Source organism: Pseudomonas sp. CJQ_9 (assembly GCF_043106615.1).
GTDB classification, from domain to species: Bacteria; Pseudomonadota; Gammaproteobacteria; order Pseudomonadales; family Pseudomonadaceae; genus Aquipseudomonas; species Aquipseudomonas juntendi.
Window position 1 is genome coordinate 65,013 of record NZ_JBICMS010000090.1, and the last position, 13,524, is coordinate 78,536.

The following is a 13,524-nucleotide window of genomic DNA, read 5'->3' on the forward strand; positions in this document are numbered from 1 at the left end:
TGTTCAAGCGCTTGCCAGCAGCGACTCATAGGGAATGCGAAGGCCATCATGCAGGCGCTTGATCATGGAAAGGCTCAGCCCGCGCTTCCCGCTCAGTACTTCCGAAACTCGCCCGCTTGGACCGATGTACGGTTCAAGATCTCTTGGCGTGAGCCCCTGCTGATCCATACAAAACTTGATAGCCTCGATGGGATTGGCGGGGTGAATGGGATAGTGCCTGTTCTCGTACACTTCGATCAGTGTCACAAGCACTTCCATTTCATCAGCCTCAGGCGTGCCCGCTTCAGACTGAAAAATGGCTTCGAGGCGCTGGAATGCTGCTCGAAGATCGTCCTCGTTACGAATCGGCTTAATATTCACAGATTGTCTCCACGTCAATCTCGTCATAGCGCTTGTGCGTACCGACGAACTTCACCCAGGCGATACCGGCGCGGTATTGCATCTCAACCACAAGCCGGTACTTGTTACCCCCAATGTTGAAGACCACGCGGTTGTTGCCACAGATGCTCGCGTTGCCAATCTGGTCCTTTACATCCTGCGGCGTTCGCCAGACGGCCTTGATCGCTATATCGTGCCAACTTTCCAAAGGGGCCTTGGCATCCTCGTATCCGGGCAGCTCCCAGAACTTCACCAAGGTGCTTTTGGCTATGACGCGCATGCAAGCAAATCTCCCGTTTTGGGAGATTATGCGTCGGAATCAGAGGTGGTGCAAGGAAGCGGGCTAGATACCTACTCGCTGCGCTCCAGCAAATCATGCAACTCGACAAACTGCTGCGTAAGCTTGTGCCTGGGCTCCAGGTGAATCAGCGGCAGGCTGGCGTGGTGCGATTCACGCATCTTCACCGAGCTGCCAAGGTACACCGGCAGCACCGGTAGCCCTTCGGCCAGCAGTTCGTCGAGCATCTGCTGCGGCAAGCTGGCACGCGACTGGAACTGATTGACCACGATGCCTTCGACCATCAGGTCTTCGTTATGGTCGTCCTTGAGGTCTTCGATTTCGGCCAGCAGGCCATACAGGGCCTGGCGCGAGAAGCTGTCGCAGTCGAAGGGGATCAGCACACGGTCAGCCGCGATCAGCGCCGAAACCGCATAAAAATTAAGTGCCGGTGGGGTGTCGATATAGATCCGCTCGTAATCCTCGTCCAGCGCATCGAGCAGCTTACGCAGCTTGTTGATCTTGTGCTTGGCCTCGAGCTTGGGCTGCAGGTCGGCCAGTTCAGGCGTTGCAGTCACCACATGCAGGTTGTCGAACGGGGTTTCATAGATATCCACCTTGTTCTTCTTGCTGAAAGGCCCGCTGGACAGGCTCTGCTTGAAGAAATCGGCGATACCCATGGGGATATCCTCACCCGTCAGCCCGGTAAGGTACTGTGTCGAGTTGGCCTGGGCATCCAGGTCGATCAGCAGGGTCCGGTAGCCTTCATTGGCACTGACCGCCGCCAGGTTGCAGGCGATGCTCGACTTGCCCACGCCACCTTTCTGATTGAACACCACGCGCCGCATGGTTGACCTCCGTGTTTCAACGAATGCCCGAGTATGTGGCGGTGTCGCCGCCATGGCCAGTGCCATTCGCCTGAAGCAGCTGCGCAAACGCCTTGGCCATGGCCGACCCGCCGCGTTCGCGCTGCACCAGCCACACCGCGGTCATCGCCCCCTCGTCGAGCAAGGTGCGGTACACCACCCCTTCGATACGCATGCGCTGGAACGAGGCCGGCAGCACCGACACCCCCAACCCCGCCGACACCAGGCCGATGATGGTCATCGCCTCCCCTGCCTCCTGGGCAAAATGCGGGCTGAACCCGGCCTGCCGCGCCAGGCTCAGCAACTGCGCATGCAAGCCGCTGCCATAACTGCGCGGGAAGAACACAAACGGCTCATGGGCCAGCGCCGCCATATGCACGCCTTGCCCGCTGGCTTCGGCCAGCGGGTGTGAGGCATTGATCACCGCCACCAGTGGCTCGCGGAACAGCTCCGTGGCCAGCAACCCTTCCGGCAGCGGCATCGGCCGCATCAGGCCGACTTCGATGGACTCATCGAACACCCCTTCGGCAACATCGCGGCTGCTCATTTCCTTGAGGTTCAGGTGCACTGCGGGGAAGCGCTGGCGAAAGGCATGAATGGCCTTGGGGATCTTCGATGTGAACGGGGCCGAGGAGGTAAAGCCGATCTTCATCTCGCCCAATTCACCCAGTTGTGCACGCCGCGCCACATCCGCGGCCTTCTCCACCTGCGCCAGCACCTGACGCGCTTCATCCAGGAACAGCCGGCCTGCCTCGCTCAGTTCGACCCGGCGGTTGGTACGCTCGAACAAGCGCGCCCCCAGCTCCTGTTCCAGCGCCTGGATCTGCTGGCTCAGCGGCGGTTGTGAAATGCCCAGTTGCTGGGCGGCTCGGCCGAAGTGCAGCTCTTCTGCCACGGCAATGAAATAACGCAGATGGCGCAGTTCCATGGTTCGCTCCAAACAAGTCGCACAACGTCTTAAATAGGTCGAACAATATATTGAATCTAATCATTAGCCAGCTATATGCTTTTTTCATTGCACCAGAGGTACCCGCCGTGAAAACTGCTGTAGCCGCGCAGCCCATCGAACTCGAACCTGCCACCTTGACCGACATGTGGATCGAAAAAGGCACCCCCGCCTTCATGAAGACCGTGCTGGCCCTGTTCAGCGGCGGCTTCGCCACTTTCGCCCTGCTGTATTGCGTACAGCCGATGATGCCGTTGCTGTCTAAAGAATTCGCCATCAACGCCGCACAGAGCAGCCTGGTGCTGTCGGTGTCGACCGCGATGCTGGCGTTCGGCCTGCTTGTCACCGGCCCGATCTCGGACCGCATCGGCCGTAAGCCGGTGATGGTGTTCGCCCTGGTGTGCGCCGCGCTCTCCACCCTGGCCAGCGCGGTGATGCCGAGCTGGGAACTGGTGCTGGCCACCCGCGCGCTGGTCGGCCTGTCGCTGAGCGGCCTGGCAGCAGTGGCCATGACCTACCTGAGCGAAGAGATCCACCCCCAGCACATTGGCCTGGCCATGGGCTTGTACATCGGCGGCAACGCCATTGGCGGCATGAGCGGGCGGCTGATCACTGGCGTGTTGATCGACTTCGTTAGCTGGCACACAGCCATGCTGACCATCGGTGGCCTGGCCCTGGGCGCCGCCTTGGTGTTCTGGAAGGTGCTGCCGGAGTCACGCAATTTCCGCCCGCAAACGATGAGCCCGCGCAGCCTGCTGGACGGGTTCGTCATGCATTTCAAGGATGCCGGCCTGCCCTGGCTGTTCCTGGAGGCCTTCCTGCTGATGGGTGCCTTCGTCACCCTGTTCAACTACATCGGCTACCGCCTGCTGGCCGAGCCCTACCACATGAACCAGGCGCTGGTCGGCTTGCTGTCGGTGGTGTACCTGTCCGGCATCTACAGCTCGGCGCAGGTCGGCGCCTTGGCGGACAAGCTGGGCCGACGCAAGGTGTTCTGGGCCAGCATCGTGGTCATGGCGTGTGGTTTGCTGATGACCCTGGCCAGCCCACTGGCCATGGTGATCGTGGGCATGCTGGTGTTCACCTTCGGCTTCTTTGGCGCGCACTCGGTGGCCAGTAGCTGGATCGGCCGGCGGGCGCTGAAGGCCAAAGGGCAGGCGTCGTCGCTGTACCTGTTCAGCTATTATGCCGGCTCGAGCGTGGCCGGTACGGCGGGCGGCGTGTTTTGGCACCAATGGGGCTGGAATGGCATCGGCCTGTTCATAGGCAGCTTGCTGGCAGTGGCGTTGCTGGTGGCGCTGCACCTGAGCAAGTTGCCACCGAAGTCGGGGTGAGGCATTCGCGGGCACGCCCGCGAACTGGCCCGGGAATCAGTTGATGATTTCGACGATATCCACATCCACTTCACGGCTCATCAGGTGTTTCTCCACCTCACCGGTCAGCTTGACCTTGGTCTTGTCGTTGAACGGCGTCGGTGGCAGGTCTTCATCATCGATTTCCACGGTGATGGTGCCGGTGTTGTCCTTGAATTCGTATTTGTCGTCGTTGTTGATCTTCTTGGTGACGAAGCCCTGCAGCACCACCGGCGTGTCATCGGCGGCATCGTTCGCAGCGGCCACGGTGGTTACTGCTTGCGCACCCGGGCCGGTATAGCCGGCAGCCAGGGCAGCAGTGCTGAACAGCGGGGCGAGGATCAGGGCAAGGTAACGGGTTTTCATGGAGGCAGGTCCTGTTTCGGTTTGGATGGGAATAGCCTACCGAAGCTGGCTGAATCCAATCTTAATCGCCCCAGGCTTCGTCCAGTTCCAGCGCCAGCTGCACCTGCAACTGCTCGCCAGTCACCTGTAGCTGCACACTGCGCAGCTGTGCGCCTTCACGTTCCAGCGTGTGCAGCCAGCTCAGCACTGCCGTGGGCTGGCCTTCGAGGCTGACGTCGAGCTGCGTGGCCCGAGCCTGCAGCCCGAGAACGCGCAACCCGGCGGCCAAGGCACGCTCATTGAGCGCGGCGGGCGTCAGTGCCCGCACCGCTTCGCGCCCCCCGACCGGCGCTGACGCCACCTGCTGCAACTGCCCGGCCAGCTCCAGCGCCTGCCCATGGGCAAGCTCGGCCTGCAGCGAGCGCTGCTTGCCAGGCACCCAGGCCAGTTGCCAGAGCACCAGCATGGCAACACCCCATAGCGTGACCCTGATCAGTGCCCGGCGAGTGGCAGGTAGCGTTTGCCATTGGCGCACAAGGGCCTGCTCAAACCTGTGCTTCATCGAGTCCCGCTCCAGGTCAGGGTTGCCCGCACCCCTTGGGCGGTCTGCCGGGCCTGGTCCATCAGCACGGCAGGAGCCAGCAGGCGCAAGCGCTCGAGGTCATCGAACCCTAGGGCCAGCACATCCATACGCCACCCTTGCGCCGGGCTGAACGCGGCCCGTTCCAGGGTGATGTTCCCGGTTTCCACCAGTTGCTGCGCGAATGCCGCCAGGCCTTCCATGCGGGTGGTCGCACGCGGCCCGGCCTGCAACGCCCTGACGCGCATCGCCAGGTCACCGGTGACAGGTTCCCCAGGCGCCCACCGCTGGAATGCCTGAACGTTCTCGGCATGCTGTTGAGCCACGCGCTGCAACAGCCCCTCGACACGCAGATGATCGGCCCCGCACAGCATGGCGAACGCCAGCAGCCCTGCGCCCGCCAACGCCGACCAGGGTAACGCCAGGCGCTGTCGGCGGAATGGCCCCTGGCGCAGGTCCAGCGCCTTGGCTCGCCCTTGCAGCAAGGTCTGGAAGGCATTGTCGACCCTGTGGTTGGCCAGCGCTTGCCCGCCATCGGCAGCGGCGGCCTGCCAGGCCATCGGCGGCAATTGCCGCGCCACGATTTCGGCTGCCTGGGGCGTGGCGACCAGCCACGGCCCACCTCCGCCGCCCACCAGCCAGCGCCCATCAAGCCACAGTGCACTGGGCTGCTCGCCACCCAGCAGGTCGGCATCGACATGGATCGCGACCGGGTCGATACCCAGCGTTTGCAACAGGGTCAAAACATTGCGCAGCACCTGACGCTCTATCACCAGCGCACGGCGGTGCCCTTGCATATCTGCTGCGGCAAAAACCAGGTGCACCGATTCCAGCGCCGCTGCCAACTGCTCTTCGGCGGCGTAGGCCAATGCTTCAGGCTTCGGCCGCTTGCCTGGCACGGGGCCGATTTCGCAACTGCCGAGCATTTCCATCGGCAAGACAAGGATCACAGGGCCGGCCAGGGTCGCCCCGAGCGCGTCCAGACGCGTCTTGCGCACGCTGCCATCGGCAGCTCGCAGCCACACCGGCCACTGCGCATCGGCCGCCGCAACGCCCGCGGGCAATAGGTACAGCCAGGTTTCACTCATCTGCTCTTCGCTCCCGCAATGCAGTAAATACACGCCGCACCACACGAACCTGGTGCGTGTTCAAATCGATCTCCAGGTCGCTGTACAGGTACATGCGCCTCCCTGCCTGCTGTGCCTGCACCTCAAGGCGAAACCAGCGGCTGGTCACCGCAAGCCCGCGCCTGTTCACGCCCACGCCCTCCAATTGCGCAGAGGCCAGAAAACGCTCCACTGTCGGGTAGCCCGCCTCGGGGCGTTGCCGTACCAGGTCGGCGGCCACCGCGGGCGACAACTCGGCCAGTGCTGCCAACAGACGTGCCGGGGCCGTGTTGATGTTGAGCCGCGCCTCCTTGGGCAACACCACTACCCAAGGCTGCAAACGCGCCATCACCTCGGCAGTGACGCCCGGCAGGGCCCGCAACTGGGTAGGGTCCAGCAGCGGCTGGCCCGCCAGCGCCTCCAAGGCCGGCGGCGCCACCTGCAGTGCATGGCACAGGCGCTGCCAACGCTCGAGCAGCAAGGGGTCGGGGGTTTTACCTGCGGTCAGGGCGCCGAGGTTGAAGCGCCCTGCGAGGTCCTCCAGTTGTAGTTGCACCCGGCCTTCGCCCAAGGTCAACATACGGGGTTGGCCCCAGCCCTGCCGCCCGTGGGTCACCTGCAGGATCTCCCCTACCTCACCCCGCAGGCTCGCAAGCGCCTGTTGTTCGCCGGCTTGCGCCAGGCGCAACAGGCGCGTGGCATCGAGCTGCTGGGCAACACCGCCAAGCAGCAGGCGATGACTGTGCAACATGCCGGCTACCAATAACGTCAGCAGCGCCATCACCAGCAGCACGGTAATCAGCGCCAGCCCCTTCTGCCGTTGACGCTTCACTGGCTGGCCCCGCCAAGCGGCAGTACCCGCCGAATCTGCGCCAAGCGCCGGGTGGACAGGGTCACCTCCAGCGCCTGCGGTGGCAGGGCGCGGCGCTGGGCCATTGGCCAGTGCGCCTGCCAGCCGCTACCGGGTACATGCAGGCGCCACTGCAGTTCGCCCACACCTTCGAGCAAACGCTGCGGGCGCGGCTGGCCCTGCCCCTGGGTGCGCCGCTGGCGCCACAGCACGCCGTCGGCGAGCCAGTATTCGACCACCCTCAGTTCGCTGCGCTTGAGCGCCTGGTGGTCGGGTTCGCGGGTCAGCCAATGGGCCCGATCGCCGTTCAGCAGGATGCCGTAACCGCCCTTGCCCAGGCTCGCCGGCAGATACCCTTGCAAGGCATCGCGCTGGATCAGGCTCATGGCCCTGCCCAGCGCATGCAACTGCTCGGCCTGGGCCTGGCGCGCACGCTCGGCCCGCATGACCACATCCAGCACACGCGCACTGCCCACCGCCAACAAGGCAAAGAGGGCCATGGCCAGCAGCAGTTCGATCAAGGTGAAACCGCGCTGGCGGGGCCTAGCGTGACGCATCGCTGCCCCCCTGCCACCCGGTGGCCTGGTGCAACACCTGGCGATCGGCCGCAAGGCCCACGCGCACCTGAACCTCCAGCAGGCCAGCCGCGCCCAGCCGTTGCCGGCTTTCCTGCAGCGTCCAGCGACGCTGGCCAAACATCACCTCCACGCTGCGCTGGCCGGGCGCCAGGGCCGGTTGCAAGCGCATCTCCATCAGGTGGTTGTCGGCGACCCAGCTGGCAAAAAGGCGGTCCTGCAACCCCTGCGACTGCACCAGTATGCGCTGGCTGGCCGTGCTCACCGCCACGGCCAGCACCGCGAAGATCGCCAGCGCCACCAACACCTCCAGCAGGGTGAAGCCGCGTTCAGGGCTGGAACTGCGGGGCATTGAGGCCATCGCTCGACAGGGAGACCAGGCGCACAGTGTCGGCCTCGAAATACAGGGAAAACGGCGTGTGCTCGTCATTGCCGTACATCACCAGTTGCGGCGCCTTGCCAGGCACGGCGGGTGGCACTGGCAGCCCATCGATCTGCAGGCGCAGGTCCAGGCCAATATTGCGCTGCTGGCCCGCGGGCTCCCAGCTGTCACCGCGGGCCTTCAGCAGTTGATAGCCTTGGGGGTCGATTCGAATACCCAGCGCCACGCCCTCCAGCACAGCCTGTTGCCGTGCGTGTTGCACCAGTTGCAGGAACAGGTTGGCCTCCTGGCTGGCCAGGCGCTGCGGGTCGCGCCCGATACCGAGCCCCGCCATGCCCATGACGATGCTCAGCAGCAGCAGGACCAGCAGCAGTTCCAGCAGTGTGAAGCCTTGCGCGCGTGGCCGTTTCATTCAGACCAGTTACCGATATCGGCATCCATCTGTTCGCCGCCCGGCTGCCCGTCGGCACCCAGCGAGTAAAGGTCATACCCCTGGTTCGATCGGCTGCCCGGGTTCACGTACTGGTAAGGCGAGCCCCAAGGGTCGGTAGGCGTACGCTTCAGATAGCCCTGGGCACTCCAGTTGCGCGGCAATGGCGCCACGCTGGGGCGTGTTACCAAGGCGTCCAGGCCTTGCGCGGACGTTGGATAACGGCCGTTGTCCAACCGATAGATTTCCAGCGCGGTGGCGATCGACTGCAGGTCGGTGCGGGCCGCGGTCAGCTTGGCATGGTCGGGACGGCTCATCACGTTGGGCAGCACCAGTGCGCCAAGCACGCCCAGGATGATGACCACCACCATGATTTCGATGAGTGTGAAGCCACGTTGCGCGTGGCGTGTAGAACGAAGGGACATGTCAGTTGACCAGTTGGTTGAGGTTGAGGATCGGCAGCAGGATGGCCAGCACGATGAACAGCACGATGCCCCCCATCACCAGCAGCATCAGGGGTTCGCAGAGGCTCACCAGCAGCGCGATACGCCCTGCCAGTTGCCTGGCCTGGAGGTCTGCAGCACGTTCAAGCATGGTGTCCAGTTCACCGGCGCGTTCGCCGCTGGCGATCATGTGCAGCATCAGCGGTGGCAGGGTGTCGCTGCGTGTCAGGCAACTGGCCAAGGCGCTGCCCTCGGCCAGCTCGCGGGCGGCCTGCAGCAGACGCTCGCGCAGGGTGAGGTTGCCGATCACCGCCGCAGCGATGTTCATCGCTTCTACCAAGGCCACGCCGCTGCGCCCCAGGATCGCCAGGGTGCTGATGAACCGCGCCGCCTCGCTGGCCCGCGCGAATTCGCCATAACCTGGCAGGCGCAGTGCCAAGGCATGCCACCGGCTACGCCATGGCGGTTGTTGCAGGGCCCACGCGCCCAGAGCAATGCCGGCCAGCAGCAGCGTGAGCGCTGCCAGGCCGTACTGGTTGGCGGCATCGCTCAGGGCAATCAGCACTTGCGTGGCCAACGGCAGGCGCGCCTGGTCGCGGGAGAATGCCTGCACCACATCAGGCACGACATAGCCCAGCAGAAACCCCACCACCAGCAACGAGACGGCCAGCAGAATCACCGGGTAGACCATGGCCAGCTGCACTTTCTGCCGCAAGGCTTGCTCGTCCTCGCCATGCGCGGCCAAACGTTCGAGCACGTCCGCCAAGCGCCCAGAGCGCTCCGCAGCGGCCACGGTGGCCCGGTAGATGACCGGGAACGCCCGCGGGTACTGGGCCAGCGCCTGGGCAAGGGCATGGCCTTCGGCAACCCGCTCTGCCACGCCGCGCAACACCTGCCGCTCCTGGCGCCGGGTGCCTTGCTCGGCAACCGCCTGCAAGGCTTCGGTCAACGGCAGCCCGGCCTGCAGCAGGGTCGCCAGCTGGCGGGTCAGCAGCGAACGCCGGGCCAGGCTCAAACCGCTGCGGTTCAGCACGCCCGCCAGCAGTGACCGCGGCACGGGGCGCAGTTTCAGCACCTGCCAGCCTTGCTCGCGCAAGGTTTGCCGAGCCTGACGCGCCCCTGGGGCTTCCAGCGTACCGCGCTGGCGCGCGCCCTTGGCGTCCTGGGCCTGATAGCGAAACAGCGGCATGTCAGTCCTGCCCGGTCACGCGCAGCAGTTCTGCCACGCTGGTCTGCCCTTGGCAGACACGCTGAACACCGTGCTGGAACAGGCTCGGCGTGTCCTGGCGAATCAGTTCATGCATGGCGGCCTGGGATGCCTGGGTGTGGATCGCCTGAGCCAGTGCGGGCTTGACCACCACCATCTCGTGCAAGGCCAGGCGCCCACTGTAGCCCGCCTGGCATTCACTGCAGCCCTGCGCCTGGTAAAGCTGCGCGGGCAGCCCGGCAGGGTTGCCCAAGGCGCTGGCCATGGCCTGGTCCACCTCGCAGGCCACCTTGCAGTGCGGGCAGAGCCGGCGTACCAGGCGCTGGGCCATCACCCCGGCCAGCGACGAAGCCAGCAGGCAGGTATCGATGCCCATGTCGGCAAGCCGCGTGATTGCCCCCAGCGCGCTGTTGGTGTGCAGGGTGGAAAGTACCAGGTGGCCCGTCAGCGACGCCTGCACCGCGATGTTGGCGGTTTCCTTGTCGCGGATTTCGCCCACCATGACCACGTCCGGGTCCTGACGCAGAATGGCGCGAAGGCCACGGGCGAAGGTCATGTCGACCTTGGGGTTGACCTGGGTTTGCCCGATGCCCGCCAGGTGGTACTCGATCGGGTCCTCCACGGTGAGGATATTGCGCGACTCCTGGTTCAGGTACGCAAGCGCGGTGTACAAGGTGGTGGTCTTGCCCGAGCCGGTTGGGCCGGTGACCAGGAAAATGCCGTGTGGCTTTTCCAGCATGCTCATGAAGCCAGCACGCACAGCCGCCGGCATCTGCATGTGGTCGATGTCCAGGCGCACGGCTTGCTTGTCCAGCAACCGCAGCACCACCCGCTCGCCATGGGTGGCAGGCAAAGTCGATACGCGCACGTCGACTTCATGGCCAGCCAGGCGCAGGCTGATGCGACCGTCCTGGGGCACGCGCTTCTCGGCGATGTCCAGGCGCGCCATGACCTTGATGCGCGAAACCAGCAGGGCAGACAGTTCCCGCGGGGGTGACAGCACTTCGCGCATGACGCCGTCGATGCGCATGCGCACGCGCAGCTGATGCTCGAAGGTTTCCAGGTGGATATCCGAGGCCCGCGAGCGCACCGCTTCGCTGAACAGGGCATTGAGCAGGCGGATGATCGGCGCATCGTCTTGCTGCTCGAGCAGGTCGCTGGTTTGCGGCAAGGCCTCGGCCAGCCGTGGCAGGTCGATTTCCTGGTCCAGGCTCTGAACGATCGATTGCGCGGCATCCTCACCCAGGCCGTAGCAACTGGCCAGGCGCTCGGCGAAGTCGGCTTCGCTCACCTGGCGCAGCGGCCAGGTATTGCCCAGCAAGCGGCAGGCTTCGGCCAGGGCGGCCAGGGAGGCGCCTTCTCGCATCAGCAGCACCGGCTCGGGCGCCTGGCGGTCGAGCAAGATCCCGTGACGCCGGGCGAAGCCGAATGGCAGCTCAGGGCTCATGGCTGTGGCACTTGCGCGCTTGGCAAACGACGCGGCTCGAACAGGCGCTGGGCATCAGCCGGCAAGGGCGAATCATCGGCTGCGCGCACCCCGTCGTAGGCCCTGCGCCCTACCTCGACCCGCTCCGCCTGGCTACGCAGGATGGTTGGCCGCAGGAAGACCATCAGGTTGGTTTTCTCCTGAATGTCGCTGCGCCAGCGGAACAGACCGCCAAGCCACGGAATGCGGCTGAGCAACGGTACACCACGCTCGACCTTGCGCATGCTGTCCTTGATCAGGCCGCCAATCACGATGATCTCGCCGTCGGAGGCCAGGATGGTGCTCTTGAGCGTACGCTTGTTGGTGACCAGGTCGTTCTCGGCCGTGCTCGGCGCGATTTCGGAGCTTTCCTGCTCGACCTCCAGGCGCAGGCTTTGCCCTTCATTGATGTGCGGGCGCACCTTCAGGCTGATACCGATATCCTTGCGTTCGACCGTGGTGAACGGGTTCTCCGAACCACTGCCTGGGGTGACGTAGGAGCCGGTCTTGAAGGCGACGTTCTGCCCCACCAGGATATGCGCCTCCTGGTTGTCCAGGGTCAACAGGCTTGGCGTGGACAACAGGTTGCTGCGGCTGCTGCTGGCCAGGGCCGATATCAGTGCGGCAAAACGGTCCGTGCCAATGGCCAGGGCAGCACCACCCGGCAGCTTGGCCTCCTTGCCCAGCAGATCGGCCAGCCCGGCGCCACTTTCGCTGAACGTGACGCCGCCGTTGAGCCCGCCTGTGCCCACGCCCCACTGCACACCCAAGGCTTCATCAATACTGCCGCTGACTTCGACGATTGCCGCATGGATGAGTACCTGCGCCCGTGGCTGGTCCAATTGCTGGATGATCTGCTCGACGCTGCCCAGTGTCTGCGGCTCGCCCAGCAGCACCAGCGCATTCTGGTCGGCATCGGCCTTGACCACGGCGTCGCCAGTGAGGTTGGCGCCCAAGTCACGGGTGCCCGGCGCGCCATCCAGGCGCTTGCCCACCTCACCCAGCACGTCGGCAAGCTGCTCGGCGTTACTGTGCTGCAAGCGCACCACACGCCAGTTCTGCGCGGTGGCGGGTGCCGCCACATCCAGCGAGCGGGTCAGTTGTGCCAGGCGCTGCCTGGACTTGGTCGGGCCGAGGATCAGCAGGCGGTTACCGTTGGCGTCGGCCACCACCTGCACACCGCTGTCCGGTCCCCCGGCGGCCGCTTCGACCACGGCGAACACGGCCTCGGTCTGGGCGTTACGCAGGGTCACCAGCTCATAGTCGTGCCGCTGGCCGCTGTCCAGCTGCAAAACCAGGCTCTCCAGGCGTTCAAGGTTGGCTGCAGAGTCGGTCACCACCAGGGCGTTGGCCGAGCTGGAAGGGCCAATGTAGCCGCTGCTGGACACCAACGGCCGCAACAGGCCGGCCAGGTCGGCCGCGACGCTGCCCGACAAGGTAAAGACGCGCGTGGTGAACGCGGCCGGTATGGCCTCCACCTGTTGGTTGGCCCAGGCCTTGGCTTCGCTGGCCGGCAGCACCAGCAAACGGTCGCCGTCGTTCACGGCGGCAAAGCCCTGGGCATTGAGCACCGAGTAGAACAGCCGGCGTATGCCTTCACGATCCAGGGCTTCGTTGGAAAGCACCGTGATGCGCCCCTGCACGCGGGGGTCGAGGATGATGGTCTGGTCAAGGATTTCCCCCACCTCACGCACCACCTCGCGCACATCGGCATCGCTCATCGCCAGTTGCCAGGTGGGCGTTTCAGCCAGCGCCAGTGAACAGCACAGGGTCAAACAGGCGCCGAACGAGGCGCCTTGCATATATCGCTTGAAAGTCATTGCACCTCCCGCAACAGGCGGGATGAAGGATCAGAAACCGGGCGCGGGCGAGGGGCCGCACCCATGGGCAGAAAAACGCTGGGGCCAGGGGTAGCCAACGCCACGACTTCCTCGCGGCCGTCGACCCACAGCACGATGGAGCGCACGTCGATACGGCGCAGCACACCGTGGCCCGCAATCCGCTCACCCACCCGGTAGACAGCCTCGCCCTCAGCGCTTTTCACCAACGCCCGCGCCCCGCCCTGGCTGGATACGAAGCAGGCCTTGAGCGTGATGTCCGCCCGGCTCGACTGCCGCTGGCGCACAGGCTGAAAGCCGAATGCCAAGGCCAGGGCGGTCGTCGAGAACGGTTGCTCCGGGGCGGCTGCCGTGGCCAGCGCCGGGGCCGGGGCCGGCAGCAGCGGGGGCGCAGCCAACGGATACAGCCGTTCCCGCACTATCAGCCCGGCAAGCGTTACCAGCACCAGCGCCAGCCAGATCACATGTGATGGGCGCTTCATCC

At 64.9% G+C, this 13,524-nt stretch carries 17 protein-coding genes; 1 reads left to right on the plus strand and 16 read right to left on the minus strand.

Going from position 1 to position 13,524, the window contains the following annotated elements; translation table 11 throughout:
• Positions 1–3 precede the first annotated feature (3 nt).
• The 4 genes from ACF8SD_RS17910 to ACF8SD_RS17925 all read right to left on the minus strand — a co-directional run bounded on the left by ACF8SD_RS17910 (position 4) and on the right by ACF8SD_RS17925 (position 2,449).
• The gene (locus ACF8SD_RS17910; protein WP_009684982.1) at positions 4–360 is read right to left on the minus strand and encodes a type II toxin-antitoxin system HigA family antitoxin; all 357 of its coding nucleotides are present in this window, start codon (positions 358–360) and stop codon (positions 4–6) included.
• Complete coding sequence (locus ACF8SD_RS17915; protein WP_274411138.1) at positions 350–658, minus strand: type II toxin-antitoxin system HigB family toxin; 309 nt, start codon at positions 656–658, stop codon at positions 350–352. The genes ACF8SD_RS17910 and ACF8SD_RS17915 overlap by 11 nt, the downstream gene beginning before the upstream one ends.
• A gap of 71 nt (positions 659–729) precedes the next feature.
• Positions 730–1,503, minus strand: a complete 774-nt coding sequence (locus tag ACF8SD_RS17920; protein WP_392484915.1) for a ParA family protein — start codon at positions 1,501–1,503, stop codon at positions 730–732.
• 16 nt (positions 1,504–1,519) lie between these two features.
• Positions 1,520–2,449 (minus strand): LysR substrate-binding domain-containing protein, encoded by a 930-nt coding sequence (locus ACF8SD_RS17925; RefSeq protein ID WP_392484916.1) that lies wholly within the window; start codon positions 2,447–2,449, stop codon positions 1,520–1,522.
• A 107-nt stretch (positions 2,450–2,556) separates the two neighbouring features.
• Here ACF8SD_RS17925 and ACF8SD_RS17930 point away from each other — a divergent pair, with 107 nt between their 5' ends.
• Positions 2,557–3,801: an MFS transporter gene (locus ACF8SD_RS17930; protein ID WP_029885849.1), complete on the plus strand. Its 1,245-nt coding sequence runs from the start codon at positions 2,557–2,559 to the stop codon at positions 3,799–3,801.
• A gap of 36 nt (positions 3,802–3,837) precedes the next feature.
• On the opposite strand, the gene ACF8SD_RS17935 is transcribed toward ACF8SD_RS17930, so the two are convergent.
• From ACF8SD_RS17935 to ACF8SD_RS17990, 12 genes are all read right to left on the minus strand, one after another.
• On the minus strand, positions 3,838–4,185 hold the full coding sequence (locus ACF8SD_RS17935; protein WP_047149598.1) for a YgiW/YdeI family stress tolerance OB fold protein: 348 nt from the start codon (positions 4,183–4,185) through the stop codon (positions 3,838–3,840).
• A 61-nt stretch (positions 4,186–4,246) separates the two neighbouring features.
• A complete protein-coding gene (locus ACF8SD_RS17940; protein ID WP_392484917.1) occupies positions 4,247–4,726 on the minus strand; it encodes a hypothetical protein in 480 nt (159 codons plus the stop codon).
• On the minus strand, positions 4,723–5,832 hold the full coding sequence (gene gspL / locus ACF8SD_RS17945) for a type II secretion system protein GspL (protein ID WP_392484918.1): 1,110 nt from the start codon (positions 5,830–5,832) through the stop codon (positions 4,723–4,725). Before gspL ends, ACF8SD_RS17940 begins: the two co-directional genes overlap by 4 nt.
• A complete protein-coding gene (locus ACF8SD_RS17950) occupies positions 5,825–6,682 on the minus strand; it encodes a general secretion pathway protein GspK (RefSeq protein WP_392484919.1) in 858 nt (285 codons plus the stop codon). The genes gspL and ACF8SD_RS17950 overlap by 8 nt, the downstream gene beginning before the upstream one ends.
• On the minus strand, positions 6,679–7,257 hold the full coding sequence (gene gspJ, locus ACF8SD_RS17955; protein WP_054912250.1) for a type II secretion system minor pseudopilin GspJ: 579 nt from the start codon (positions 7,255–7,257) through the stop codon (positions 6,679–6,681). The genes ACF8SD_RS17950 and gspJ overlap by 4 nt, the downstream gene beginning before the upstream one ends.
• Complete coding sequence (gspI, locus tag ACF8SD_RS17960; RefSeq protein ID WP_392484920.1) at positions 7,244–7,627, minus strand: type II secretion system minor pseudopilin GspI; 384 nt, start codon at positions 7,625–7,627, stop codon at positions 7,244–7,246. Before gspI ends, gspJ begins: the two co-directional genes overlap by 14 nt.
• On the minus strand, positions 7,605–8,069 hold the full coding sequence (gene gspH / locus ACF8SD_RS17965; RefSeq protein ID WP_173891400.1) for a type II secretion system minor pseudopilin GspH: 465 nt from the start codon (positions 8,067–8,069) through the stop codon (positions 7,605–7,607). The genes gspI and gspH overlap by 23 nt, the downstream gene beginning before the upstream one ends.
• On the minus strand, positions 8,066–8,512 hold the full coding sequence (gene gspG / locus ACF8SD_RS17970; RefSeq protein WP_054912252.1) for a type II secretion system major pseudopilin GspG: 447 nt from the start codon (positions 8,510–8,512) through the stop codon (positions 8,066–8,068). The genes gspH and gspG overlap by 4 nt, the downstream gene beginning before the upstream one ends.
• 1 nt (position 8,513) lies before the next feature.
• On the minus strand, positions 8,514–9,719 hold the full coding sequence (gene gspF / locus ACF8SD_RS17975; protein ID WP_173891402.1) for a type II secretion system inner membrane protein GspF: 1,206 nt from the start codon (positions 9,717–9,719) through the stop codon (positions 8,514–8,516).
• Position 9,720: 1 nt separating this feature from the next.
• Complete coding sequence (gene gspE / locus ACF8SD_RS17980) at positions 9,721–11,184, minus strand: type II secretion system ATPase GspE (RefSeq protein ID WP_054912254.1); 1,464 nt, start codon at positions 11,182–11,184, stop codon at positions 9,721–9,723.
• The gene (gspD, locus tag ACF8SD_RS17985) at positions 11,181–13,022 is read right to left on the minus strand and encodes a type II secretion system secretin GspD (protein WP_392484921.1); all 1,842 of its coding nucleotides are present in this window, start codon (positions 13,020–13,022) and stop codon (positions 11,181–11,183) included. Before gspD ends, gspE begins: the two co-directional genes overlap by 4 nt.
• On the minus strand, positions 13,019–13,522 hold the full coding sequence (locus ACF8SD_RS17990) for a type II secretion system protein N (RefSeq protein ID WP_173891404.1): 504 nt from the start codon (positions 13,520–13,522) through the stop codon (positions 13,019–13,021). The genes gspD and ACF8SD_RS17990 overlap by 4 nt, the downstream gene beginning before the upstream one ends.
• Between the last annotated feature and the right edge of the window lie 2 nt (positions 13,523–13,524).